The following is a 24,941-nucleotide window of genomic DNA, read 5'->3' as shown; positions in this document are numbered from 1 at the left end:
TGGCTGTTGTAGGGATGCGCAGCATGCATCAAGACGTGTTGCCGGTGTGGGAGCTGGCTAGACGCCCGGTTTGGCGACGGGAGCGCTGTGCCGGTTTGTTGTAAATATTTAGGAGCTATCCAATGACGCACCCCGTAGACGTGCATGTTGGCAAACGTATTCGCCATCGTCGCTGGCTTGTTGGCATGACACAACAACAACTTGCTGAACAGGTTGGAATTAAATTCCAACAGATTCAAAAATATGAAACCGGCGCGAACCGCGTCAGTGCTTCTCGCCTTTGGGACATTGCCGAAGCTCTGGACGTTCCAGTCAGCTTTTTCTTTGAAGGCATTGGCGAACGGGCCGAAGACAAGCCTGCAGGATCTTTCCCTGCAGATTTGATGGGAGACAAAGAGGCGCTTGATTTGGTGCGCTCTTACTATGCGATCCCAGAAAATCAGCGTCGTCGCTTGTTTGAATTGGCACGCGTTCTGAGCAACGTCGCATAATCAGTTGAGTTTTATCCCTTCCTGCTATAGCGCGGCTGTGGCAGGGAAGGGATAAGAGATGCTCATTGATCAAAAAACCAGCGCCCAATTGATTTCAGTGGCGCATGAAATGGCCGACGCTGCGCGTGCGGCCATTTTGCCATTCTTTCGCACCTCTGCATTAGATACGGAAAACAAACTCTCCGAAGGGTTTGATCCGGTGACTGTCGCGGATCGCGCGGCTGAAAAGGCGATGCGAGACGTTTTGGCCAAGCACCGCCCAGAGGATGGTATCTTTGGAGAAGAATTTGGATCCTCCCATGGCAGCACCGGCTTAACTTGGGTTCTTGATCCCATCGACGGCACCCGTGGCTTTATCAGCGGCACGCCAACTTGGGGTGTTTTGATTGCAGTCAGCGATGAAACCGGCCCGCGTCTTGGTATTGTGGATCAGCCCTATATTGGCGAGCGGTTTTTCGGTGGATTTGGCCATGCGGAGCTTACCGGACCCTCTGGTGTTATGCCTTTGAAGACCAAAGAGACGACAGAATTATCAGAGGCAATCCTGTTCACCACCTTCCCAGAGGTTGGCACCCCGACCGAACGTGCAGCGTTTGAGCGGGTTGCAGAGGTCGCCAAACTGACTCGCTATGGTATGGATTGTTACGCCTATGCGCTTCTGGCTGCCGGCCAGGCAGATCTGGTCATTGAGGCCGGATTAAATGCTTATGACATTCAGGGGCCAATCGGTGTGATTGAGGCCGCAGGTGGCATTGTCACCGATTGGGATGGCAACCCGGCGCATGACGGCGGAACAGCCCTTGCGGCTGCCACCCCGGAATTGCATGCCAAAGCCTTGGCAATTTTACGCAAATCCTGATCTTCAGAGTTGAAACGATGGGCACTCAAAGTTAGCGTGAAACTGCGCTGAGTCCTTTGCCCGCTTCTGTCAGCGCCTGTGTCACTCCTGACCGAAACGGGCCTCAGGAGTGTGCTATGGCCCAGAATTCAAAATCCGAAATACTGATCAAAGGTGCTGATGTCATTCTGACGATGAATGATGCCAGCCAGGAACTAACCGAAGCTGATATCCGCATCGCAGATGGTGTGATTACTGAAGTGGGTCAGGGGCTTATCTCTGATGGCACGGTGGTTCATACCAAGGGCTGTGTGGTCACACCGGGATTGGTGAACACCCATCATCACCTCTTTCAAACGCTGACCCGTGCGGTGCCCGGCGCACAGAATGCACTGCTGTTTGGATGGTTAAAGACGCTCTATCCGATCTGGTCGCGTTTTGGGCCCGATGAAATTTACACGTCTACTCAGATTGGTCTTGCGGAATTGGCTTTATCGGGGTGCTCGATGACCTCGGATCATCTGTATCTTTTCCCAAATGGCGCGCGGCTTGATGACAGTATTGCCGCCGCAAAAGAGATTGGCCTGAGGTTTCACCCCACGCGTGGTGCCATGAGCATTGGTGAAAGTGATGGTGGCTTGCCGCCGGATCATTTGGTGGAACAAGAAGCGGCCATCCTGGAGGATTGCATTCGAGTAGTGGATCGCTATCACGACGCTTCTGAAGGCAGTCTGCTGCGGGTTGGCATTGCGCCATGCTCTCCGTTTTCAGTAAGTCGCGGGTTGATGCAAGACGCGGCGCTCTTGGCGCGCGATAAAGGGGTCATGCTGCACACCCATTTGGCCGAGAATGACGAGGATATTGCCTACTCTCTGGAAAAATTCGGCTGCCGGCCGGGACAATACGCCGAAGATCTGGGCTGGACAGGCGATGACGTTTGGCATGCCCATTGCGTGAAGCTGGATAGCCAAGAGATTGATCTTTTTGCCAAAAGTCGAACCGGCGTTGCACATTGCCCATGTTCGAACTGTCGTCTTGGATCTGGGATCGCGCCGGTTAGGCAAATGCGGGATGCAGGTGTTAAAGTCGGGCTTGGTGTTGATGGATCTGCAAGCAACGATAGCGCAAATCTGATCGAAGAAGCCCGCCAAGCCATGTTGTTGCAGCGCGTATCCCAAGGAGCCGACAAAATGAGCGCGCGTGAAGCTTTGGAAATCGCGACACGTGGCGGAGCGGAAGTTTTGGGGCGCCCTGAGTGTGGGCAGATTGCTGTGGGCAAGCGTGCCGACATCGCAGTCTGGGATGTGTCGGAGATTGAAAGCGCGGGCAGTTGGGACCCAGCAGCCTTGGTGCTGGCTGGTCCGCGCAAAGTCCGGCATCTCTTTGTGGAAGGGCAGCATGTTGTGCAGGATGGTCAAATTCCTGCCATTGATTTGCCATCCATAATTGCCAAACAGAACGCGCTTGCGAAGGCGATTGCAGAAGGATGATGCAATTATTTCGAATGTGGAAACACAGTGCTTTGGGTCGCTTAACTGATTTGCCCAAGCAACTGCCGCCGTTAACCACTTGTTCAGTTTATGCCCACCAAGGGGCTTAAAGTAACATTCGGTTAAGTTTCGGATCGCAGGTTAAACATGTGGGGGCATTGCAGGAGAAACTGGAATGCCAAAGAGAATGATAGGAATGGCCGTGATTGCTGGCGCGATGATGGCCGCCGCCAGCGCCGCAGCAGAGCCTGCGCGAGATGTGGTTGGTTTGGCCAATCAATACCGCGCAAAATACGGGCTGAAGCCGCTGCATATCTCGCGGAATTTGGAAACGATTGCTGAGGCGCATGGCGAAGACATGGCGCGGTATTCATTTTTTTCACATTACGGATCAAACGGCTCGGACATTGGCGACCGCGCTTTGCGGGGTGGTTACCAATATTGTGTCATTGCCGAAAACATCGCGCAGGGCCAACGCAGCGCCAAAAACGTGACACGGGATTGGATCAACTCTCCGGGTCACCGCGAGAATATCCTCGACGTGGATGTCAGTGAAATTGGTGTCACGCGGGGCAGGGGAAACACTTGGGTGATGGTGCTCGGTAGCCGGTCTTGCTAGTCGTTTAGGCCGCTTTACCGTTGATCCAGACCGCACGAATGGCGCGGTCATCACCCATCATGATGGTTGGGAAGAGGCTTTCCCACAGATCTTCTGCATGTGAAGTACGCTGCGCAATAGCATCTGTGCTGGCAAGGTCCAGTACCACCAGATCTGCCTCCATCCCAGCAGCAAGATTGCCGATACGATCGTCTAAATGCAGCGCACGCGCGCTGCCCTGTGTGGCGAGCCATAAGAGCTGTGATGCATGTAGTGGAGTGTGCCGCAATTGGCCAACCTCATAAGCTGCCGCCATGGTGCGCAGCATGGAAAAGGACGACCCGCCCCCGGTATCCGTCGCCAAACCTACATTGTGGCCCGCCGCCATCAAACCCGCCATGTCAAACAGACCAGAACCAATAAACGTGTTGGATGTCGGGCAATGCACAAGACCCGCGCCAACCTCTTTCAGCCGCGCTTTTTCGCGATCCGTCAGGTGTATTGCATGGCCATAAAGTCCGCGTTCCCCCAAAAGGCCAAAGGCTTCATAGGTGTCCAGATAGTCCCGCGCATCCGAGAACATGCCCATTACCCAGTCAATTTCGTCGGTTTGCTCTGACAGATGCGTTTGCATCAAACAATCCGGATGTTCCGCCCAGAGGGCCCCCATGGCTTCAAGCTGTTCAGGCGTTGATGTGGGCGAAAACCGAGGGGTAATGGCATAGCTAAGCCGATCCACATTGTGCCAGGTTGTTAGCAACTGCTTACTTTGATCATAGGCGGTCTGTGCGGTGTCCATCAGCGCCTCTGGCGCATTGCGGTCCATGCAGGTTTTCCCGGCCACAACACGTTGATTGCGCTTTTGTGCCTCTTCAAAGAATGCATCAACAGATACCGGATGAATGGTACCGTAGCTCGCCACAGTTGTAGTGCCATGGGCTTTGGTCAGATCCAGGTAACGGCCTGCAATATCCGCAGCATAGGTTTTCGACGAAAACCGGATCTCTTCGGGGAAGGTATAGCTGTTCAGCCAGTCGATCAGGCGTTTACCCCAACTCGCGATAATGGCGGTTTGCGGATAATGCACATGGGCATCCACGAAGCCTGCCATGATCAATCCTTTGCCGTAATCTACTATGCGCGCCATCGGATGCAGCGCGCGCAGAGTTTCTGCTTGCCCAACCGCCGCAATCTGGCCGCCTCGGATCAAAACCGCGCCAGCGCTTTCATATTGAACCGCGTCATCAAAGGGCACATCAAACGGATTGGCTGTGAAACTCAGTGTTTGACCCAGCAACAATACTGGATTTTGGCCAAAGTGCTCATCTGACATGCTCTTACCTCTCCTTTTCACAATAGCGGCCTGATCCGGCTGAGTAAATTGATTGAGTTTTGCCCGCTTTCTCCCCTATGGTCCGCACAACCCCAAAAGTAACGGCAGGGAGGCGAATCTTGGCAGAGTTAGAGGATCAAATCGCACCCGAGGTAGAGCTGGATGAAGACGATGTCTATGTGCTGGATCGCAAGGATGTCTCTGCCGTGCTTTATGCCGTTGAAATCGGGGATCGTGACAAGCTGCTTGAGCTCATGGAGCCGATGCACGCAGCGGATATCGCCGACCTTTTAGAACAGATCAATCCTTATGATCGTGGCCGGTTAATTCGTCTTTATGATCAGGAGTTTGAAGGAGAAATCCTTTCTGAACTTGATGAGAATATCCGCGAAGAGGTTATGGCCGCGCTGCGCCCTGAAACGCTTGCCGAAGCAGTTCGGGACATGGAATCTGACGACGTTGTCGATCTGCTTGAGGATTTGGACGAACCGCAGCAGGAAGCCATTCTTGAGGTACTAGAAGATGCCGACCGTGTCGCGGTCGAGCAGGCGCTAAGTTATCCAGAATTCTCTGCCGGTCGATTGATGCAGCGTGAAACGGTGATGGCGCCTGAACATTGGACGGTTGGCGATGCCATCGACTATATGCGTGATGCAGATGAGTTGCCGGAACAGTTTTACCACGTGATCCTTGTCGATCCGCGTATGCGCCCAGTGGCCAACGTGACGCTTGGCAAAATTATGGGTGCGCCACGCACCACACCGCTGAAAAATATTTCAGAAGAGATGTTTCAGGTCATACCGGTCACTCAGGACGAGGGCGACGTGGCATACGCCTTTAACCAATACCATCTGATCTCTGCACCGGTTGTGGATGAAGACGATCGATTGGTTGGTGTGATCACCATCGATGATGCGATGGGTGTTCTGGACGAAGAACACGAAGAAGACATCCTGCGCTTGGCAGGTGTTGGTGAAGAAAGTTCTTTGTCGGATCGCGTAATGGAAACGACCCGGCAGCGTTTGCCGTGGTTGGCCGTGAACCTGGTGACGGCGATTTTAGCCTCATTGGTGATTGCCCAGTTTGAAGCCACAATTGCGCAGTTTGTTGCGCTTGCTGTTTTGATGCCAATCGTGGCCTCGATGGGTGGCAATGCAGGTACGCAATCTTTGACGGTTGCCGTGCGCGCTTTGGCCACCAAAGACTTAACCAGCGCAAACGTGTGGCGCGTGATCCGACGCGAAGTGCTTGTGGGGCTGTTCAATGGGATCGTCTTTGCCATCATCATGGGTATTGTTGGCGTCATTTGGTTTGGCACACCGATGCTGGGGGTTGTGATTGCCGTGGCCATGGTGATCAATCTCGTGGTCGCGGGCCTTGCTGGAACAGGCATTCCGGTATTGCTTGAGAAATTTGGAATCGACCCGGCGTTGGCCTCGGGGGCCTTTGTGACCACCGTGACAGATGTCGTTGGTTTCTTTGCCTTTTTGGCTCTGGCAGGAGCAGTATTGCTGTGATGGATGATCTACAATCGCACAAGGATGCTGCGCGAAAAGCAGCCTTCAAGCGCCGGAAACAAGCCTTTGAAAGCGCGGCTCCGGGTCAATCAGCCTATCTGTCAGAATTTTTAGCAGGCTACCGTGGCGTTCCTGTTTCTGGCTTTATGCCCATCCGCACGGAAATTAACCCTTTGCCTGCGATGGCTGAGGCAGCGGCCCATGGGCCGGTGGCTGTTCCCGTTATTCAGGGTGCAGGCCAACCCTTGAAGTTCTCGCTTTGGGAACCGGATTCCGAGATGATCGCTGGGGCCTTCGGTGCAAAAATTCCGGCAGTTGATCGCTTTATTGAACCGGAAATTGTGATTGTGCCGATGGTCGCTTTTGACGGGGCAGGCGGGCGCCTTGGATATGGCGGTGGATTTTATGATCGCACCTTGGAAACGCTGCGCAACAAGCGTGCCACGCTTGCTGTCGGTTTTGCTTTTTCTGCGCAAGCAGCTGAGGAATTGCCGCTTGAGCCAACGGATCAACCTCTCGACCTGATGATCACTGAAAACGGAATTCGTGATATTAAACGTTAGGGTGGGTTAATCCGCTCCCTCTAGGAGTTGCGCACGTGCTTTTCCAAGATGCGCAACAAGGGATTGAACGGCTTCCTCAATAGCGTGGTTTTCGATGAGCGTCTTGATCATGCGATGATCTTTCAACCAATCGTCGGTGCGCATACTGACCCTCGAATAGTCTAAAGTATGGACTTCGCACGCCAATCTAAGGCGGCGAATAAACTCTAACTGTCGGGGGCGATGTGCGGGCGCATATAACGCTTCGTGAAAAATCCAATCTGCGATTGAAAAGCGAAAGGTCTTGGCCTCAATTTCAGATCGATTGATGGCATTATTCAGCGTTTCCAGTGCCTTATTGTCAAGAGTTGCCCAGGCATGGCGCATAATGTCAGCCTCTAACAATATTCGCAAATCAAAGACTTCGTTCAGCGCATCAGCATCGAGTTCTACCACATAGGCCCCTTTGTTGGGGGCCAAGGTCACAACGCCGTCTTGCGCCAAAATCGCAAGCGCATCGCGTACGGGAATGCGGCTAACGTCAAAACGTTGCGCCAGTTCCACCTGGCCCAAGCGTTGACCGGGTTTGAGATCGCCTTGCATTAAGGCCATCCGAATTTTCTCTGCGATGAGAACTGCGGACAATCGCTTTCCTCCCAATCGTTGAGTTCACCATATATGTATACATTTTTAAAGGAAACATAATTATTTGACCAGTTGTTCAAATTTCAAGAATGCATCGGTCAGATTGGCGCAAAATAGGGGATTTGGCTTGCTCTTTGCATTCTGCGCCTTTACGCGAAGAACCCATGAAAATTCTGTATCTTGGTGATGTCGTCGGCCGCGCAGGTCGCAATGCGATCAAAGAGCACCTGCCACGTCTACGCAAAGAGTGGCGGCTCGATTTTGTTGTGGTGAATGGCGAAAACGCCAGCAATGGAATGGGGCTCAGTGGAGAACATGCAAAGGTCTTGTTTGAAGCAGGGGCTGACTGTGTGACACTGGGTGATCATGCTTTCGATCAGAAAGACATGATGCAGTATATTCAACAAGATAGCCGTATCGTGCGCCCTTTGAACTATGCGCAAGGCGACGTGCCGGGCAGGGGGCATCGTATCTTTGATGTGCGCGGTAAAAAAATCCTAGTGCTACAGGCCTTGGGGCAAGTCTTTATGAAGCGGCCTTACGGTGATCCGTTTTCTGCCGTCGACCGTGTTCTGAAAGCGCATCCACGTGGTGGGCTTGTACAGGCCATCATCGTCGACATGCACTGCGAGGCGACTTCTGAAAAAATGGGCATGGGTCACTTTTGCAATGGGCGTGCTTCGTTGGTGGTGGGCTCTCATACCCATGTACCAACTGCTGACACGCAGATTTTGGACAAGGGCACAGCCTTTCAGGCCGATGCTGGCATGTGCGGCGACTACAATTCAGTGATTGGCATGGAAAAGGCCGAACCGATGCGCCGGTTTGTGACCGGTATGCCCAAAGCGCGGTTCACGCCAGCCATGGGCGAAGCAACGCTTGCAGGGGTCTATGTGGAAACGGATGACCGCTCTGGGGCCGCTACTCGTATCGAAATGGTGCGTCAGGGTGGGCGCCTAAGCCCTGCCGGGCCTGTTGCAGAAACGGTCTAAGGTTCCACACCTAACCCCTTATTTCAGAAAGATTTCCCTTATCGCAGCAAGAGGCTTGCCCATGCTTGCGCCATAAGGGATGCTTTGGCGACGCGTATCGCAATAGGGGGCGATCCAGCCGCATGGAATTCTTTGAGTTTTCTCAGACCACACAGGCCATTCTGACTTTGACGACAGTTGGGGTCATGTTCATTCTCTTCTTACGAGAGACCTTTCCAACCGAAGTTGTCGCCATTGCTGGGGTTTCAGCCCTCTTGTTGATGGGCGTCTTGCCTTATGATCAGGCGCTGCTTGTGCTGTCAAATCCAGCGCCTTGGACCATTGCAGCCATGTTCATTGTCATGGGGGCTTTGGTCAGGACAGGTGCTTTGTCGGCCTTCACGTCAGTGGCGGATCGAAAGGCGAAAACCAACCCGCATTTAGCGATTGGGATGCTGATGGTTTTTGTGGTGATCTCTTCAGCTGTCGTCAGCAACACGCCCGTAGTTGTGGTGATGATCCCAGTCTTTATTCAGCTCAGTGGTACATTGGGCGTTTCTGCTAGTAAGCTTTTGATCCCGCTCAGCTATGCGGCTATTTTGGGTGGCACACTGACCCTGATTGGCACTTCTACCAACCTGCTTGTCGATGGTGTGGCGCGGGCGCAGGGGCTTGAAGGGTTTTCGATTTTCGAAGTCACCCCCTTGGGCATCGTTCTGGTTTTGTGGGGCATGTTTTATCTGCGCTTTATTGCGCCGCATTTGCTGCCAGATCGGGACAGCATGGCCAATCTGCTGGGCAACCGCAGCCAGATGAAATTCTTCTCCGAAGCGGTCATCCCACCAGAATCAAACCTCATCGGGCGCGAAGTGACGGGCGTTCAACTTTTTAAGCGCGACGGGGTGCGCTTGATCGATGTGGTGCGTGGCGATGAATCTTTGCGTCGCAAGTTAAAAGGGGTGGAGCTGCAAGTGGGCGACCGTGTGGTGCTCCGTACCAAAATGACAGAGCTTCTCAGCCTGCAACGAGACAAATCCCTCAAACGCGTCGATCAGGTGAGCTCGGTTGAAACCAATACCGTCGAAGTTTTGATCACGCCGGGCTGCCGCATGGTGGGTCGTCGCTTGGGCTCATTGCGCCTGCGTCGTCGCTACGGCGTGTATACATTGGCTGTGCACCGCAAAAACCAGAACATCGGGATGCAGTTAGATGATCTGATCGTGCGTGTGGGTGACACGTTGCTTTTGGAAGGCTCCACCGAAGACATCCAGCGTTTGGCCGCTGATATGGAACTTGTTTCAGTCAGCCAACCCACGGAACGCGAGTACCGTCGCGGTCACGCCCCCATTGCCTTTGCGGCCTTGATTGGCCTTGTGGCGCTGGCAGGGTTTGGGGTTGCTCCGATCTTCCTTTTGGCGATCTTGTCTGTGGCCGTGGTCTTGATCACTCGCTGCATTGATGCAGACGAAGCCTTTGCCTCGGTAGATGGGCGTTTGCTTGCATTGATTTTTTCGATGTTGGCCATTGGTGTGGCGCTCGAAAGCTCGGGTGCCGTCAAATTGATCGTCGATGGTGTTGCGCCTTACCTTGGAATGCTTCCGCCATTTCTGGTGGTTTGGGCGATCTATCTTTTAACCTCTGTGCTTACTGAAATGGTTTCAAACAACGCCGTCGCGGTTGTGGTGACGCCCATTGCGGTTGGGCTGGCGGACGTCATGGGCATTGACGCGAGACCGCTTGTGGTCGCCGTCATGGTCGCTGCCTCCGCCAGTTTTGCCACACCCATCGGCTATCAAACGAATATGCTGGTCTATGGTCCCGGCGGCTATCGGTTCAGTGACTTCATGAAAGTGGGCATTCCGCTCAATCTCAGCATTGGTTTGCTCGCCAGCGCGGTGATCCCCTTCATCTGGCCGCTTGTCCCGTAACCCGAGTTAAACTTGCGAAATACTCTGGGATGAATCCTGTCGCGCTGAGGGGCAAAGCCCCTCCCATCACAGTGGCCAGAAGATCAAAATCGATGGGATCGACACGGCCACTACCAAGATCTCCAAAGGGAGCCCCATGCGCCAATAGTCGCCAAAGTGATAACCACCTGGGCCAAGTATGAGCGTGTTGTTCTTATGGCCAATTGGCGTGAGGAAGGCGGCTGAAGCAGCAACTGCCACCGCCATCAAAAACGGATCAGGCGAGACTTCAAGCGTCTGCGCCATTTGAATACTAACAGGAGCCGCGACAATGGTCGTGGCCGTGTTGTTCAATACGTCGCTCAGCGTCATCGTCACCAGCATCAGCACGGTCAAAATCGCCCAAGCTGGCAGGCCTTCCGTCAATCCAACCAATGTACCTGCAATCAACTCAGTGCCGCCTACACGCTCTAGTGCCGCGCCTAAGGGGATCATACTGCCCAGCAAGACAACAACCGGCCATTCAATGTGCGTGTAGAGCTCTGATAGGGGCACAATCCGGGTGAAAACATAGGCCATCACAACCAGACCCAGGGCGATCGGGAGGTAGATAATACCTAGTGCTGCTGCCATGACTGCACCCACAAATAGACCAATCGCCAGCCAGACTTTGCTATCTGCTGTGACCGCAAGCCCGCGATCCGCCAAAGGCAAACAGCCGAGCCATTCTGTGATATCTACACCGCGATCTTTTGGGACGAGCAGCAACAGAATATCACCAGCCCGCACTTCGGTTTTGCGTAGATGTTCTGTCACACGACGACCTTGGCGCGAAAGGCCCATTAGAACTGCGCCCTGCCGCCACGCCAGGCCAACCCGCTCTGCAGTGCGTCCAGCAATTCGAGCCGTTTCTGGCACCACCACTTCGATCACATCTAAACCTTCGCCTGCGGCCTTAAGGCGCTCTTCGCGGGCGACATCAGAGAAATTCAAACCCAAAGCTGCGCGGAATTCATCCAGCGCATCAGGGGAGGCCTCTAGGATCAAAGTGTCATGCGCTGCAAGCGCCACATTGCGTGCGCGGCCATAGCGACGTTTGCCATCTCGCATGAGACCCAGCAAAGCCACGTCTGCTTTGGCGGCGTCTTCTTCCAATTCGGCCAGTCGTTTGCCGATCAGTTTGCTTTCGTCAGGTATTGTAAGTTCGGCCACATATTCCGTGATATCGGCCATGGCTTGACCGGCATCTTCGCGCTTTGGAATAAAGCGCCAGCCCACCAGTGCCACAAAAGCAAGGCCTGCAATGGCTGTCACACCTCCCACCGGAGCAAAATCAAACATGCGGAAGGGTTCGCCGAGGGATTCCTCGCGGATCGATGCAATGATGATATTGGGCGGGGTGCCAATCAGCGTGGCCATGCCGCCTAGAATGGTGGCGAAAGAGAGTGGCATCAAAGACAGGCCGGGACTGCGTCTAGCTTTCCGCGCCGTTTGCACATCCACGGGCATCAGCAGGGCCAAGGCGGCCACATTGTTCATGAATGCTGACAACACGCCACCAATGCCGCCCATAAGGGCGATATGGCCCCCAAGGCTACGAGAACTGTCGACTAGGGTGCGCGTGATCAGGAAAACCGCCCCTGAACGCACCAATCCGGCAGAGACAACCAGGACCAAAGCCACAACCAATGTGGCCGGATGACCAAAGCCGGAAAACGCATCCTTTTCAGGGACAACGCCCAAAATCACACCAATCAGCAGGGCAGAAAAGGCCACCAAATCATAGCGAAACTTACCCCACAGTAAAAAGCCAAAGACTGCCCCAAATAGGGCAAAAAGAATGATTTGGTCCTGCGTCATGGTCTGCCTCTTATTATTTGCGCCTAGCCAATCCTAGCGGAGACAGGGAGGCAAGGGGAAAAGCCCTGCAAACTCATCCTTATCGCTCGCTTGCAGCTTGGCCCGACTTTCCGGTATAGGGAGAAAAACCTTGAATACTATTGACCAAAGAACGGGACATTACGCATGGCCGGCCACAGTAAATGGGCAAACATCCAGCACCGCAAGGGACGTCAGGACGCCGCGCGGTCTAAGCTGTTTTCGAAACTCGCAAAAGAAATCACGGTAGCTGCTAAGATGGGCGATCCGGATGTGGATAAAAACCCACGTCTGCGTCTGGCTGTTAAAGAAGCCAAAAGCCAATCTGTTCCGAAGGACGTGATTGAACGTGCGATCAAGAAAGCGATTGGCGGCGACGCGGAAAATTATGATGAAATTCGCTACGAAGGCTACGGCCCGAATGGTGTGGCAGTCATCGTCGAAACCATGACCGACAACAAAAACCGCACCGCATCCACAGTACGCTCTACATTCTCTAAGAATGGTGGAAATTTGGGTGAAACCGGTTCTGTGGGCTTTATGTTCGAGCGCAAAGGCGAAGTGATCTACCCTGTTTCTGCGGGCGATGCCGACGACATCATGATGGCCGCAATCGAAGCGGGTGCTGAGGATGTTGAAAGCTCTGAAGATGGTCACATTATCTATTGTGCCGACACCGATCTGAATGATGTGTCAAACGCTTTGGAAGCAGAGCTTGGTGAATCTGAATCCACCAAACTGATCTGGAAGCCGACCACGACCACCGAGCTGGGTCTGGAAGAATTGCAAAAGCTGATGAACCTAGTGGATGCGCTTGAGGACGATGATGATGTCCAGCGCGTGACCACCAATTTTGAAGCCTCTGACGAAGTCATGGCACAGCTTTAAGCTGGTTTCATTTCATCTGATATAAATCTGAAAGCCCGCAACTCTGCGGGCTTTTTTTATGGGCTATCGGTTCAGGATGCCTGCTGCATTAAGCTCTTCGCGCCGAGGGTACCAAATGGCTTGACGGTTCAGGTCAAAAACCTGGTCCAGAAAATCCAGATCGACCCCGCGTTCAAGATAGAATTGCTGATCGTTGCGCATCTCTCGAAGGGGGTTTGCGTTTGGCAGAACTTGAACAAAATCAAGACCATAACGGTGAAATCCTAGGTTTGCACCCGGTCCCATTGAGCGAGATTGCCCCGCCATGAACACCAGCAAACAGGAAGAACTGCATTCATTTGTAACATGGGTATTCAGACCGCGATCTTGGACCTCACGCGCCATATCGCGGGCTTCATAGACGTTGCCGCCAGGGCTGTTTACAACCAAGGTGTCCACGGTGTTGCTGTCATCAAGCAACTCTGCAATACCATCTGCCGCGCCCTGCGCGACCACACCGCGGAAAATCAACTGCCGCTGATCACGTGAATATTCAGCGATAAACCGATCTACTGGTGGGCGTGCAGTGTTCAGGCTGCTCTGAGTTCTGTCATCTTGTCGATGCGCCATTTCACTGTCGCTAAAGAGCAGCCACCATGTGAACAGCATGACAAGGAAGGCAAAAAAGAAAAATCCATATCCGCCAGCCACAGGCCAGAACCGTCCGGTTTCATTCAGATGATTGCCAGCCGCCGTGTTAAACCGAACAACAGCCCAGATGAAAGACATCAAATCTGTGGCCAGTGCAGCCGCCAAAAGCGGAACAGAAATCGGCTGAAAGAGCGTGAGGGCGAAAAAAGCGGCAGTGATTACAACACGCAGCAACACACCCGTCGCCCAAAGCGCGCTTGGGAAAGACGGTCCTTGCTGGACAATATGTGTTGTAATGGCGGTCATGCCATCTCCGACTCGTGTTGCTTATTCGGGTCGGAGACTGACAATCAGGTGAGGCGCGAATATGGCGCGGATTAGATGGTTGTTTGGCAAATACGGCGGGTCAATGGCGCTAAAAGCGCTTTGTGAAGCCGGCTGACCTGCCAATAGAGGGGCACTTCAAGCGGCGCCTCAGGCATCAAATTCACTTGTTTGCCGATTTCGATATGCTCCTCGACCAACGCCAATGGGTTCAACCCCCAGCCAAGGCCCAACCGCGTTGCGCGGGTGTAGCCTTCTGAAGAAGGGACTGTGTGAAATGGAGGTCTCACTTTTCCTGGGAAATGTGCGTCAAGCCATTGAAATTGCAGGTCGTCTTTCTCATTGAACCGCAGCATTGGTGCGTAGGCGACGGTTTCGGCGTTAAACCCATCTTTAAAATAACGTTCCGCGAACTCCGGACTTGATGTCGCGACATAGGTCTGATGGCCAAGTGCATGCACATCACAGCCTGCCAATGCTGATCCGTTTGATGTTACAGCCGCGGCAACTTCTCCGCGTTTCAGCATATCATCAGAAAAATCTTGATCATCAACATGCAGCCCGTAAAGAAAATCGGGCATCTCAGCCAATGTATCGAGGAACCAAGTTGCAAGGCTGTCTGCATTTACAGCGATTCGAATCCGCCCTTGAGGCCCGTCTACTTGAATGCCTAGGTCGCCTGCCAAAGCTTGTTCCATGGCTTGCATATGGTCTGCGTGCGCTGCAATGCGTCGCCCAGCTTCTGTTCCAGAGCAGGGTTTTTCGCGATTCACAAGCTTTACACCCACGTTTTCCTCGAGTGCCTTAAGTCTTTGTGATATAGCGGATTGCGTAACTCCCAGCTCAGCAGCGGCTGAATCAAAGCTGCCATTTCGAAGGATTGCCGAAAGCGCACGCAATTGTTGACCATCTAGTTTCATAAGTTAATCTAATTTCCTGTCACAAACTTTAATTTGAATAATCAAACATTTGGCGCAATACAAGTCCAGCGAAGTGGAGAATAAAATTGTACGAAGCGATGGGTGCTGGGTTCTTGCTCGGCTTTTCCTTGATCTTGGCAATTGGCGCGCAAAACGCCTTTGTTTTACGTCAGGGTCTAAAAGGGGAATATGTCCTGCCGCTGGTCCTGACTTGTGCCATATCTGACGCGCTGTTGATTGCCGCAGGCGTCGCCGGGTTTGGAGCTCTCGTCCTTGCTTTCCCACTCGTAGTATCCCTGGCAAAGTGGGGTGGAGCGGCGTTTCTGATCGTCTACGGATTTCTCAGTTTCCGTTCCGCCCTACGCGAGGGGGGCGCTCTGGAAACCAGTGGTAAGACCGCGACAGGCCTTTGGGCAGCGGTTAGCACCTGTTTGCTTCTGACCTGGGCCAACCCTCATGTTTACCTTGATACAGTTGTGTTGCTCGGTGGAATTTCTGCACAATACTCGCCAACCTGGAGCTTCGGATTTGGCGCTGTGGTTTCCAGCTTTGTCTTTTTCTTTTCATTGGGTTACGGGGCAAGGCTCTTGCGGCCACTTTTCACAAGCCCACGCGCATGGCGCATCCTTGATGCCATTGTTGGCATCGTGATGTGGGCCATTGCAGCAAAGTTGCTATTGGGCTGATTAACCGACTTCGTAAGGTACTACGCCCCGTTCGTTTTCATGGATGGTCAACTTGCGCTCTAGCGGTGGAACGGATCGCTGGTGGCAGTCTGGTCGCTCACAAATGCGGCACGAGATGCCAATCGGCTCGAACGAGGCTGCAGAAGAAACATCCATGTTGTCGGCATAAACGATCTGATCAGAATGTTTGATTTCGCACCCCAAAGCTATAGCATAGCGCCGAACTGGTGCGCCGTAGTGTCCGCCGGATTTTGACACATCACGCGCCAGAGAAAAGTAACGCACGCCGTCTGGCGTTTCTGCAAGCTGTCGCAGAAAGCGACCTGGGGTTTCAAAAGCCTGATGCACGTTCCAAAGAGGGCAGGCACCACCAAACCGTGCGAATTGCAATCTTGTGGCAGAGTGCCGTTTGGTGATCGTCCCTGCTTGATCGACGCGCACAAAAAAGAACGGCACCCCTTTGTGATGCGGTCTTTGCAATGTGGAAAGACGGTGGGCGACCTGCTCGATTGAGGCCCCAAATTGGGTGGCAAGGATTTCCAAGTCATGGCGCGTGCGCCGTGCCGCATCCAAAAAGCATTCGTATGGCATCAAGGCTGCGCCGGCAAAGTAATTTGCGAGGCCGATTTTCGCGATTTGACGCGCTGCATCGGACTGAAATCGTGCAAGATCTAGAGTGGCTTCAAGTAGAGAATTTCTTTGTAAAAGAGCGACTTGCAGCAAGAGTTGAAAGTTGCGTGTCTCGGGCGTGGCGAGATTTGACAACGTGAGCGTTTTGCTTTGCGGATCATAGCGTCTGAGGGCATTTAAACTGTCCAATTGAACTGTAACGCCAATATGCTCCAACGCTTCGATCGCTGCATTTTGGATTCCACCCTTTGTTTGTGCGGATTGTGCAAAATTCTCTGCGGATCTATCAACAGCGTCGATGTAATTATCACAATAGTGAAAGAAGTCGCGGACCTCATCCCATGGGCTTGCCTGTGTTTTGGCGTCCTGGCGACCCAGAGCTTCATCCAATGAAGCAAGTCGTTCATGGGTCTGCCGGTAGGCGTGGTGCAACCTGAGAAAGGCGCGGGCCAGTGCCGGGGCGTTTGAGGCGGAAAGCCGGATATCTGCGAGCGGGACGTCGTCCTCGGCAAGGATCGGGTCGGCGAGGGCCTCGCGGATGTCACTGACCAGACGTTCGCTGTCACCGGTGGTAAGTTCCGTAACATCGATCCCAAATTCCTGCGCCAAAGCCAAAACAACTGTTGTCGACACCGGACGGTTGTTGTTCTCCATCTGGTTCAAATAGGGCAGGGAAACGCCAAGCTTCTGGGCAAAGTCTTTTTGTGTCAAAGAAACCCGATTACGGATTTCACGCAACTTTGCACCGGCGAATAGTTTTTGGGTGGCCATCGAGGTGTCCTTTGCAAGTTTGCAGAATTCCTAAGGCAATCCTGCAAATATTGCAAACCTAGCCAACGATTTGCCGCTCGCGACGCACGACCAGCCAGATGGTCATGAAACCCAGCGCGCCACAGGCGATCATAAGGATCAGTAGTGGCGCGGCACCGGTTTCCTCAGTCAACAGAAGACCAGCGATGGCCGACAACGCGGCACCGATGCCAATCAAGAGGGCGCCTGTCAGGCCCGACGCCGTTCCAGCAAGGTGTGGGCGCACCGACAGCGCACCTGCGGTTGCGTTTGGAATGGTCATGCCATTTCCAAGGCCAATCAGCACCATTGGTGCAAAGAAGGCGATAGGGGACGGAATGCCTAAGACATTTGCGATAAAGGCCATTGTTGGCCCTGCGGTACTAACAAGGCAGCCGAAAAAGATCATTCTATTCAATCCGATGCGAGTGGAATAGCGCCCGGAAAGGAAGTTGCCGGCCATATAGCCAATCGCGGGTGTTGCGATGACCAGTCCGAGGCCCTTGGCATCCATGCCATAGATCGTGGTTCCTACAAACGGAGCCCCGCCGATATAGGCAAAGAAGGTCCCGGACGAGAGTGCAGAGGCCATCGTGTAGCCCCAGAAGCGCAGCGATGTCAGAAGCTCGGGGTATTCGCGAAACTGACCAATCAAGCTCTTGCCGCTCTGGGCTTTGGTTTCGCCAAGGTCAAACCAAGTGATCGCGAAAATCATGGCTGCAAAGAGGATGAGCATCCAGAAGTTCGACTGCCAGCCAAATTCTTCTTGAAGAACGCCACCAATCGCCGGGCCAACCATTGGGACAACGGACATGCCCATTGTCACATAGCCAATCATCGAAGCGGCCCTCGCGTCATCATAGAGGTCACGCACCACTGCTCTGCTAAGCGTCATCGAAGTCGCAATCACGGCCTGCGCCATGCGGCAGGCCAAAAAGACTTCGACGGTTGGCGCCAGCAGACAGCCAACGGTTGCAAGCATAAATAGGGCCAAGCCCCATAGGATTACGGGTCGGCGCCCTAGTTTATCTGACAGTGGTCCGATCAGGATTTGCAAAAACGCACTGCATCCCAGGTAAATCCCGACCGACAGCTGCATAACGCGATAGTCTGTCTGAAAATACTCCGCCATATTTGGCAGGCTAGGCAAAAACACATTCATACTAAGCGCGGCGAGGCCGGCCAGTAAGATCAATGTTGAAATATGCGGCGGGGAGGTGCGCTTAAAATAGCGCCCGTGCGTCAGGTCTTGCATGACTCCAGCCGTAAGAGGCTTTCTTGTGTCTGTCCATTAGTCTCGAGATGAAAGTAAACCAAATGGTTCAATATTTGCAAATTTGCAATTAGCAACATGTAAGTTTGCTGTGATTTGCAAATTTGCGGGATAATCCTTGCGAGATGCTGCACTGCGGCTATGCTGCCTGCAAATCCAAGGGGACCCAATATGAAAGATATTCTTCAAGAGCTCGAAGAACGCCGTAACGTCGCCCGCCTAGGTGGCGGTCAGCGCCGGATCGATAGTCAGCATGCAAAAGGTAAACTGACAGCGCGCGAACGCATCGAATTGCTGCTGGACGAAGACAGCTTTGAAGAATTCGATATGTTTAAGGCGCACCGCTGTACCGAGTTTGGGATGGAAGAGCAAAAACCTGCAGGTGATGGTGTCATCACAGGTTGGGGCACAATCAATGGCCGTATGGTCTATGTGTTCTCTCAAGACTTCACCGTCTTTGGTGGTTCGTTGTCCGAAACCCACGCGGAAAAGATCTGTAAAATCCAAGACATGGCAGTGCAAAACGGCGCGCCTATCATTGGCATCAACGATTCCGGCGGCGCACGTATTCAAGAAGGCGTTGCCTCTTTGGCGGGCTATGCTGAAGTATTCCAGCGCAACATCATGGCGTCCGGCGTTGTGCCGCAGATCTCTTTGATCATGGGGCCATGTGCTGGTGGTGCAGTCTATTCCCCAGCGATGACCGATTTCATCTTTATGGTGAAAGACACGTCTTACATGTTTGTGACCGGTCCTGACGTTGTGAAGACTGTGACCAACGAAGTGGTGACTGCAGAAGAACTAGGTGGTGCATCCACGCATACCAAAAAGTCTTCTGTGGCCGATGGTGCCTTTGAAAACGATGTTGAGGCATTGGCTGAAGTGCGCCGTTTGGTCGATTTCCTGCCGCTCAACAACAAAGAAAAGCCGCCAGTGCGTCCGTTCTTTGATGAGCCGGGCCGGATCGAGGACAGCCTTGATACACTGATCCCTGAGAACCCGAACACTCCATACGACATGAAAGAGCTGATCACCAAGGTGGCAGACGAGGGTGATTTCTACGAAATTCAAGAAGATTACGCCAAGAACATCATCACTGGCTTCATCCGTTTGGAAGGTCAGACTGTGGGTGTCGTCGCGAACCAACCTATGGTTCTGGCGGGTTGCTTGGACATCGACAGCTCCCGCAAAGCCGCGCGTTTCGTGCGCTTCTGTGACTGCTTTGAAATTCCAATCATGACGCTGGTTGACGTTCCTGGGTTCCTCCCTGGCACCTCTCAGGAATACGGCGGCGTCATTAAGCACGGCGCGAAGCTGCTCTTTGCTTACGGCGAAGCGACAGTGCCAAAAGTGACTGTGATCACCCGGAAAGCCTATGGCGGCGCTTATGACGTTATGGCATCCAAACACCTGCGCGGCGACTTCAACTATGCTTGGCCAACAGCGGAAATCGCGGTGATGGGTGCCAAGGGTGCGACAGAGATCATCCACCGTGCTGATCTGGGCGATGCAGATAAGATTGCTGCCCACACCAAAGACTATGAAGACCGTTTCGCGAACCCATTTGTGGCCGCAGAGCGGGGCTTTATCGATGAGGTGATCATGCCGCATTCCACCCGTCGTCGTGTCAGCCGTGCCTTTGCGTCTTTACGCAATAAGTCGCTGAAGAACCCTTGGAAAAAACACGACAATATCCCGCTGTAAGTCGTCGGGATTAAGGAAACTTAGATGGCAGATGCCCCAGACATGAAGCTTTACCCTCCATATTTGGCAGTTATTGCACCTGTTGCAGCTGCGATTTTGGATTGGGTATTGCCCTTGGGCTGGGCGTTTGCCGGACCTTATTGGCAACTTGCACTGGGCGCAGTTTTGGGCTGTTTCGCTTTATGGTTGGCGGTGGCTGGCGCGCGGGCTTTTAAAGCTGCCGGTACCAACGTTGATCCTAAAGAAGAGGCTTTGGTGTTGGTTGAAAGTGGCCCATATCAGATTTCGCGAAATCCAATGTATCTTGGTATGATTACTCTTCAGCTGGCCTTGGCCTTTCTGTTTTCTCTGGAATGGGCCCTTTTGATAGCGCCAATCCTTTGGGCCGCTCTGAACTGGGGCGTTGTCATTCATGAAGAGGCCTATCTAAGTCGCAAATTCGGACAACCCTATGAGGCGCTTCTTGAGCGCACACGGCGGTGGCTTTGATGGCGAAAAACGCTTGGCATATTCTAAAGGATGATCAGTCCGTGACCGTGACTCGCAGGGTTCCGGCGCGGTTTGATGTGTCCGCAGAAACCAAGCTGCCCTTTGGGGATAAGCTGCGGGTGGCGCAACAGGTGCGTCAGGATCTGTGGCGTGCTTTGCAAAACCAACCTGGGTTTTCGCCTGTGGTGGAAGTGCGCGACTGTGACGATCATTTGACCATCCGTGCCGGTGGGCAATGTGATCTGAACGTTGCGCGCCAAACCTTAGAGGATCGGATTGCAGATCTTCTGGCAGACACAGGTAAACGCGCCCGTTGGGTGCGGTATGCGCAACGCCGAGGGTCGTCTCATGTTTGATCACCTGAATGTTGCATTGAAAATTGTCGCGATCGGAGGGGCTTTGCAGTGCGCGACCACAGCCGGCGCTATGGAGGATAGTCCGGTTGTGCCCTCTGGCTTGCAGATGACCCTGCAAGAAACGCTTTATGATCAATTGCAAGACGGCACCAAAGCCCTACGTCTGCGCTTTGTGGCACCGGCAATTGGGGCAGATGACGTCACCTACAGCACCGTGTCGGATGACTTTGCGGTGATCTGTCAGGACGTTGGGCTGCCTAAGCTTGCGACAGATAGCCGGTCCGTCGATCAAATCATCGTGTCCTTTTCGGACCGAGAAACCGCATTTGGGGTCGCCAACTCCGATGTCACCCAGTATTTCGAGGTTTTCACCTTGGAAAACGACACCTGTATCTGGGAGGCATTCTGATGAAGCCACAATATATAGGGGCAGAGGGTTCGGATCGGCAGGAAGTTGCGTCTTTGGCGTCACTACCGCTGCACAGACCTGCTGTTCCGTTTCTTTCTTCTAAGTTTTCGGCTAGATTCGCCCACGGGTATTCCCAAGATACCTCGCTCTCCTCCGAGGGCCAAAACGTGGGGCAGGCAGAGTCATTCGACTCTGTTGAGACTGAAAAGAAAATTAGGAGACTAACATGTCCAAAACCATCAAAACTATGGTCGCATTCGGCCTCGTTGCTTTCGTTGCGGCCTGCGCTCAGCAAGCCGAAGAAGAGTACGTTGTCACAGATCCAGCGCCGATCTCGACTGAGCCGACACACACCGGCAAATACAAATAATTCCCTTCGGAGGGCCGCTCCTGTTGTGCGGGCCTCCGAATTCCACGGTCTCTCTGCTCAGGAGGGGCTGGTATGCTAAAGCATCGTGGTTTCCCGGGCCGTCTGCCGGGCACTGACTTTCAATTCACAATTCGCCGTCCGAACCCCAAAGGGGTGACACCGATCACACGTCGTGAACGGTTCAAGGATCGTCGTCCGCCAGATCGTAAAGCTGACCTTGGCTTTATGCAGGCGCTTTGGGAACAGTTTGGCGAAGAACCGTTTGAACGTGGAAATCTGGATGCAGGTCGTTTGAGCTGGCTCTTTGGTCGCGAGGTTGTACCCGCCGAAGATCCATTTGACCCTGCAAGCTATGACGCTTTGCTGCGCATTGACGCCGCTGTGGCGCAGGCGTCCTTCCCGGATGCGTTTGATGGATCAGACTGGAGATGAGCAACTGTCGGCCATATTCCGCTGGTTTTCACCGGTTTGCCTCTGCAAAGGGCCTGCCTTTTGGCATGTCTTTGCCGACGATCGGTGAAACTGCGCGGGATGGTGCTGACAATGCTGCTAACCCTAAGGCTGAGGTTGCGCCGGGCGCAACACGTGAGAATAGTCAGGTTATGGCATCGACGGTGACCCCTGTGGATGCTTGTAACTGTGTATTCCGTTACCCTTCCCAATGCAGTCGGCCTGGTATTGTCCCCACCGCGCCGGCTGCACTTTCATTTTTCCCTTATTTTCTTGATGCAAATGCGCAGATCGCCGCCGATCAACGCCGCATTTTTGCGCGCCGATTGCCAATGGTGAAATCCATGGCATGCTCGCCTCGCAGAAACCAAGAAACAAAGGGCAACAGCAGATGCAATTTTTCAAGATTACAGCGATCACATGTATCGCCTTTGGTGGGCTCGCGGCCTGCGGTGACACGGCGCTGGAACAGGGCGTACTTGGTGCAGGCGCCGGTGCCGGCGCGGCCATTGTCACGGGTGGCAATGCAAAAACAGCTGCGGTCATTGGTGCAGGCGCCAACGTGCTTTACTGCCAGACCTATCCAGAAAAATGTAACTGATCTGACACCTGCGCCTTTGCGGGCGCATCCGATGAATAGAACCATCAAGGCCCACTTAGGCCTTGATGGTTTTTTATTGTCTTTGTCTGCGCGGGACACCCGCGCAGATCACGAACCAGAAGGGACTTTCGATGTTCAATAAGATCCTGATTGCCAACCGGGGTGAGATCGCCTGCCGGGTGATGAAAACGGCCAAGAAAATGGGGATCTCTACGGTCGCCATCTACTCTGATGCCGATAAAAACGCGCTGCATGTGTCTATGGCCGACGAAGCCATTCACATTGGCCCGCCACCGGCGAACCAATCTTATATTGTCATCGACAAAGTCATGGACGCGATCAAACAGTCCGGCGCTCAGGCTGTGCATCCGGGTTATGGTTTCCTGTCTGAAAACGCGAGTTTCGCCGAAGCGCTGGAAGCCGCTGGCGTTGCATTTGTGGGCCCGCCTAAAGGCGCCATTGAAAAGATGGGTGACAAGATCACCTCTAAGAAAATCGCGCAAGAAGCCGGTGTTTCCACGGTTCCAGGCTACATGGGACTGATCGAAGACGCTGAAGAAGCAGTTAAGATTTCCAATGAAGTTGGCTATCCGGTGATGATCAAAGCTTCTGCTGGCGGCGGCGGTAAAGGCATGCGGATTGCTTGGAACGACGATGAAGCCCGTGAAGGTTTCCAATCGTCCAAGAACGAAGCGGCGAACTCCTTTGGCGATGACCGGATTTTCATTGAGAAATTCGTCACCCAACCGCGCCACATCGAAATTCAGGTGCTGTGCGACCAACATGGCAATGGCATCTATCTGGGTGAGCGCGAATGTTCCATTCAGCGCCGGAACCAGAAGGTTGTGGAAGAAGCACCATCTCCGTTCCTCGACGAAGCCACTCGTAGAGCGATGGGTGAGCAGTCCGTTGCTCTGGCAAAGGCCGTTGGCTACGCCTCTGCCGGGACAGTCGAGTTCATCGTCGATGGCGACAAGAACTTCTACTTCCTTGAGATGAACACACGTCTGCAGGTGGAACACCCTGTGACCGAGCTGATCACCGGTGTTGATCTGGTTGAGCAGATGATCCGTGTCGCCAATGGCGAGCCTCTGTCCATCAAACAAGATGACGTGAAATTGACCGGTTGGGCGATTGAAAACCGTCTTTACGCCGAAGACCCATATCGCGGTTTCTTGCCATCCATTGGTCGTTTGACACGTTATCGCCCACCGGCGGAAGTGGCAGCAGGCCCAATGGCTGAAAACGGCACTTGGCACGGCGATGCGCCAGTAGGTGAAACCGCAGTGCGAAATGACACCGGCGTTTACGACGGTGGCGAAATCTCAATGTACTACGACCCGATGATCGCCAAGCTCTGTACTTGGGGCCCGGATCGCGCGACGGCCATCGAAGCCATGCGCAACGCGCTGGACGGTTTTGAAGTCGAAGGTATTGGCCACAACCTGCCATTCGTTGCAGCCGTCATGGACCACGAAAAATTCACCTCCGGTGATATGACAACGGCCTTCATCGAAGAAGAATACCCTGATGGGTTTGAAGGCGTTGAGCTGGGCGAGGCCGAGTTGCGCCGGATCGCTGCTGCAACCGCAGCGATGCACCGGGTTGCTGAAATCCGCCGTACACGCGTCTCTGGCCGTATGGATAACCACGAGCGCCGCGTTGGTGAAGATTGGGTTGTCACTTTGCAAGGCACTGAGTTCGCGGCGAAAGTTGATGCCGATCAGGATGGCGCAAACGTCACCTTTGATGATGGCACTAGCATGCGGGTGGCCTCTGACTGGACGCCGGGCGATCAACTGGCGACGTTAGAAGTTGATGGCGCACCTTTGGTTCTGAAGGTTGGCAAAATCTCTGGCGGGTTCCGTATTCGCAGCCGCGGTGCAGACATGAAGGTGCATGTGCGCACCCCGCGTCAGGCTGAGCTAGCGAAACTGATGCCAGAAAAAGTGGCTCCAGATACGTCAAAACTGCTGCTGTGCCCAATGCCGGGTCTGATCGTGAAGGTCGACGTGGAAGTGGGGCAGGAAGTCCAGGAAGGTCAGGCGCTTTGTACCGTGGAAGCCATGAAGATGGAGAACATTCTGCGCGCCGAAAAGACTGCTGTGGTCACCAAAATCAACGCTGGCGCTGGTGACAGCCTTGCGGTTGATGATGTGATCATGGAGTTCGAATAAGCCAATGGTAGCTGCGCGCGATATAAGGGCAGGGG

25 protein-coding genes are annotated in these 24,941 nt (G+C 53.6%); 18 read left to right on the top strand and 7 right to left on the bottom strand.

From position 1 onward, the window contains the following. Window positions 1-122 precede the first annotated feature (122 nt). From JXQ85_RS07270 to JXQ85_RS07255, 4 genes are all read left to right on the top strand, one after another. Window positions 123-491 (top strand): helix-turn-helix domain-containing protein, encoded by a 369-nt coding sequence (locus tag JXQ85_RS07270; protein WP_421748218.1) that lies wholly within the window; start codon window positions 123-125, stop codon window positions 489-491. Window positions 492-549: 58 nt separating this feature from the next. Next, window positions 550-1,350: a histidinol-phosphatase gene (gene hisN / locus JXQ85_RS07265; protein ID WP_421748217.1), complete on the top strand. Its 801-nt coding sequence runs from the start codon at window positions 550-552 to the stop codon at window positions 1,348-1,350. Between the two features lie 116 nt (window positions 1,351-1,466). Continuing rightward, window positions 1,467-2,819, top strand: coding sequence for an 8-oxoguanine deaminase (locus JXQ85_RS07260; RefSeq protein ID WP_421748216.1), 1,353 nt, complete (start codon window positions 1,467-1,469; stop codon window positions 2,817-2,819). A gap of 175 nt (window positions 2,820-2,994) precedes the next feature. Further along, a complete protein-coding gene (locus JXQ85_RS07255) occupies window positions 2,995-3,438 on the top strand; it encodes a CAP domain-containing protein (RefSeq protein ID WP_421748215.1) in 444 nt (147 codons plus the stop codon). A 4-nt stretch (window positions 3,439-3,442) separates the two neighbouring features. Here JXQ85_RS07255 and guaD read toward each other — a convergent pair whose 3' ends face one another. After that, window positions 3,443-4,750, bottom strand: a complete 1,308-nt coding sequence (gene guaD, locus JXQ85_RS07250; protein WP_421748214.1) for a guanine deaminase — start codon at window positions 4,748-4,750, stop codon at window positions 3,443-3,445. A 119-nt stretch (window positions 4,751-4,869) separates the two neighbouring features. On the opposite strand from guaD, the gene mgtE reads away from it, so the two are divergent. Beyond that, complete coding sequence (gene mgtE, locus JXQ85_RS07245; RefSeq protein WP_421748213.1) at window positions 4,870-6,267, top strand: magnesium transporter; 1,398 nt, start codon at window positions 4,870-4,872, stop codon at window positions 6,265-6,267. Further along, window positions 6,267-6,830 carry a 5-formyltetrahydrofolate cyclo-ligase gene (locus JXQ85_RS07240; RefSeq protein WP_421748212.1) on the top strand — a complete coding sequence of 188 codons (564 nt, stop codon included), beginning with the start codon at window positions 6,267-6,269 and terminating at the stop codon, window positions 6,828-6,830. The genes mgtE and JXQ85_RS07240 overlap by 1 nt, the downstream gene beginning before the upstream one ends. A 6-nt stretch (window positions 6,831-6,836) precedes the next feature. On the opposite strand, the gene JXQ85_RS07235 is transcribed toward JXQ85_RS07240, so the two are convergent. After that, window positions 6,837-7,454, bottom strand: coding sequence for a GntR family transcriptional regulator (locus JXQ85_RS07235; protein WP_421748211.1), 618 nt, complete (start codon window positions 7,452-7,454; stop codon window positions 6,837-6,839). A 164-nt stretch (window positions 7,455-7,618) separates the two neighbouring features. On the opposite strand from JXQ85_RS07235, the gene JXQ85_RS07230 reads away from it, so the two are divergent. Both JXQ85_RS07230 and JXQ85_RS07225 read left to right on the top strand, forming a co-directional pair. Further along, window positions 7,619-8,446: a TIGR00282 family metallophosphoesterase gene (locus JXQ85_RS07230; protein ID WP_421748210.1), complete on the top strand. Its 828-nt coding sequence runs from the start codon at window positions 7,619-7,621 to the stop codon at window positions 8,444-8,446. Between the two features lie 122 nt (window positions 8,447-8,568). Beyond that, window positions 8,569-10,353 carry an SLC13 family permease gene (locus JXQ85_RS07225; RefSeq protein WP_421748209.1) on the top strand — a complete coding sequence of 595 codons (1,785 nt, stop codon included), beginning with the start codon at window positions 8,569-8,571 and terminating at the stop codon, window positions 10,351-10,353. Window positions 10,354-10,419: 66 nt separating this feature from the next. Here the strand turns inward: JXQ85_RS07225 and JXQ85_RS07220 are convergent, their stop codons facing one another. Continuing rightward, a complete protein-coding gene (locus JXQ85_RS07220; RefSeq protein WP_421748208.1) occupies window positions 10,420-12,192 on the bottom strand; it encodes an SLC13 family permease in 1,773 nt (590 codons plus the stop codon). A 165-nt stretch (window positions 12,193-12,357) separates the two neighbouring features. Here JXQ85_RS07220 and JXQ85_RS07215 point away from each other — a divergent pair, with 165 nt between their 5' ends. After that, window positions 12,358-13,098: a YebC/PmpR family DNA-binding transcriptional regulator gene (locus tag JXQ85_RS07215; protein WP_421748207.1), complete on the top strand. Its 741-nt coding sequence runs from the start codon at window positions 12,358-12,360 to the stop codon at window positions 13,096-13,098. A gap of 63 nt (window positions 13,099-13,161) precedes the next feature. Here the strand turns inward: JXQ85_RS07215 and JXQ85_RS07210 are convergent, their stop codons facing one another. Both JXQ85_RS07210 and JXQ85_RS07205 read right to left on the bottom strand, forming a co-directional pair. Beyond that, window positions 13,162-14,034 (bottom strand): hypothetical protein, encoded by an 873-nt coding sequence (locus JXQ85_RS07210; RefSeq protein ID WP_421748206.1) that lies wholly within the window; start codon window positions 14,032-14,034, stop codon window positions 13,162-13,164. Between the two features lie 71 nt (window positions 14,035-14,105). Then, entirely contained in the window at window positions 14,106-14,972 is an 867-nt protein-coding gene (locus JXQ85_RS07205) for a LysR family transcriptional regulator ArgP (protein WP_421748205.1), read from the bottom strand. Between the two features lie 98 nt (window positions 14,973-15,070). Between JXQ85_RS07205 and JXQ85_RS07200 the strand changes: the two genes are divergently transcribed. Then, window positions 15,071-15,658 carry a LysE/ArgO family amino acid transporter gene (locus tag JXQ85_RS07200; RefSeq protein WP_421749038.1) on the top strand — a complete coding sequence of 196 codons (588 nt, stop codon included), beginning with the start codon at window positions 15,071-15,073 and terminating at the stop codon, window positions 15,656-15,658. Here the strand turns inward: JXQ85_RS07200 and JXQ85_RS07195 are convergent, their stop codons facing one another. Beyond that, on the bottom strand, window positions 15,659-17,059 hold the full coding sequence (locus JXQ85_RS07195; protein WP_421748204.1) for a helix-turn-helix domain-containing protein: 1,401 nt from the start codon (window positions 17,057-17,059) through the stop codon (window positions 15,659-15,661). 58 nt (window positions 17,060-17,117) lie between these two features. Further along, window positions 17,118-18,332, bottom strand: coding sequence for a multidrug effflux MFS transporter (locus JXQ85_RS07190; RefSeq protein WP_421748203.1), 1,215 nt, complete (start codon window positions 18,330-18,332; stop codon window positions 17,118-17,120). A 189-nt stretch (window positions 18,333-18,521) separates the two neighbouring features. Here JXQ85_RS07190 and JXQ85_RS07185 point away from each other — a divergent pair, with 189 nt between their 5' ends. From JXQ85_RS07185 to JXQ85_RS07150, 8 genes are all read left to right on the top strand, one after another. Beyond that, the gene (locus tag JXQ85_RS07185; protein WP_421748202.1) at window positions 18,522-20,054 is read left to right on the top strand and encodes an acyl-CoA carboxylase subunit beta; all 1,533 of its coding nucleotides are present in this window, start codon (window positions 18,522-18,524) and stop codon (window positions 20,052-20,054) included. A gap of 24 nt (window positions 20,055-20,078) precedes the next feature. Next, window positions 20,079-20,543, top strand: coding sequence for a methyltransferase family protein (locus JXQ85_RS07180; protein ID WP_421748201.1), 465 nt, complete (start codon window positions 20,079-20,081; stop codon window positions 20,541-20,543). Then, entirely contained in the window at window positions 20,543-20,899 is a 357-nt protein-coding gene (locus JXQ85_RS07175) for a hypothetical protein (RefSeq protein WP_421748200.1), read from the top strand. Before JXQ85_RS07180 ends, JXQ85_RS07175 begins: the two co-directional genes overlap by 1 nt. Next, on the top strand, window positions 20,892-21,308 hold the full coding sequence (locus tag JXQ85_RS07170; RefSeq protein ID WP_421748199.1) for a DUF6497 family protein: 417 nt from the start codon (window positions 20,892-20,894) through the stop codon (window positions 21,306-21,308). The genes JXQ85_RS07175 and JXQ85_RS07170 overlap by 8 nt, the downstream gene beginning before the upstream one ends. Window positions 21,309-21,534: 226 nt before the next feature. Further along, entirely contained in the window at window positions 21,535-21,678 is a 144-nt protein-coding gene (locus tag JXQ85_RS07165; protein WP_421748198.1) for a hypothetical protein, read from the top strand. 72 nt (window positions 21,679-21,750) lie between these two features. Beyond that, complete coding sequence (locus JXQ85_RS07160; protein ID WP_421748197.1) at window positions 21,751-22,110, top strand: hypothetical protein; 360 nt, start codon at window positions 21,751-21,753, stop codon at window positions 22,108-22,110. A 409-nt stretch (window positions 22,111-22,519) separates the two neighbouring features. Next, window positions 22,520-22,729, top strand: a complete 210-nt coding sequence (locus JXQ85_RS07155) for a hypothetical protein (RefSeq protein ID WP_421748196.1) — start codon at window positions 22,520-22,522, stop codon at window positions 22,727-22,729. Window positions 22,730-22,860: 131 nt separating this feature from the next. Beyond that, on the top strand, window positions 22,861-24,906 hold the full coding sequence (locus tag JXQ85_RS07150; RefSeq protein ID WP_421748195.1) for an acetyl-CoA carboxylase biotin carboxylase subunit: 2,046 nt from the start codon (window positions 22,861-22,863) through the stop codon (window positions 24,904-24,906). Window positions 24,907-24,941 lie beyond the last annotated feature (35 nt).

The organism is Cognatishimia sp. (genome assembly GCF_049116455.1).
Taxonomy (GTDB): domain Bacteria; phylum Pseudomonadota; class Alphaproteobacteria; order Rhodobacterales; family Rhodobacteraceae; genus Cognatishimia.
The sequence above is the reverse complement of the archived record's forward strand: the minus strand, read 5'-3'. Positions and strand labels throughout refer to the sequence as shown.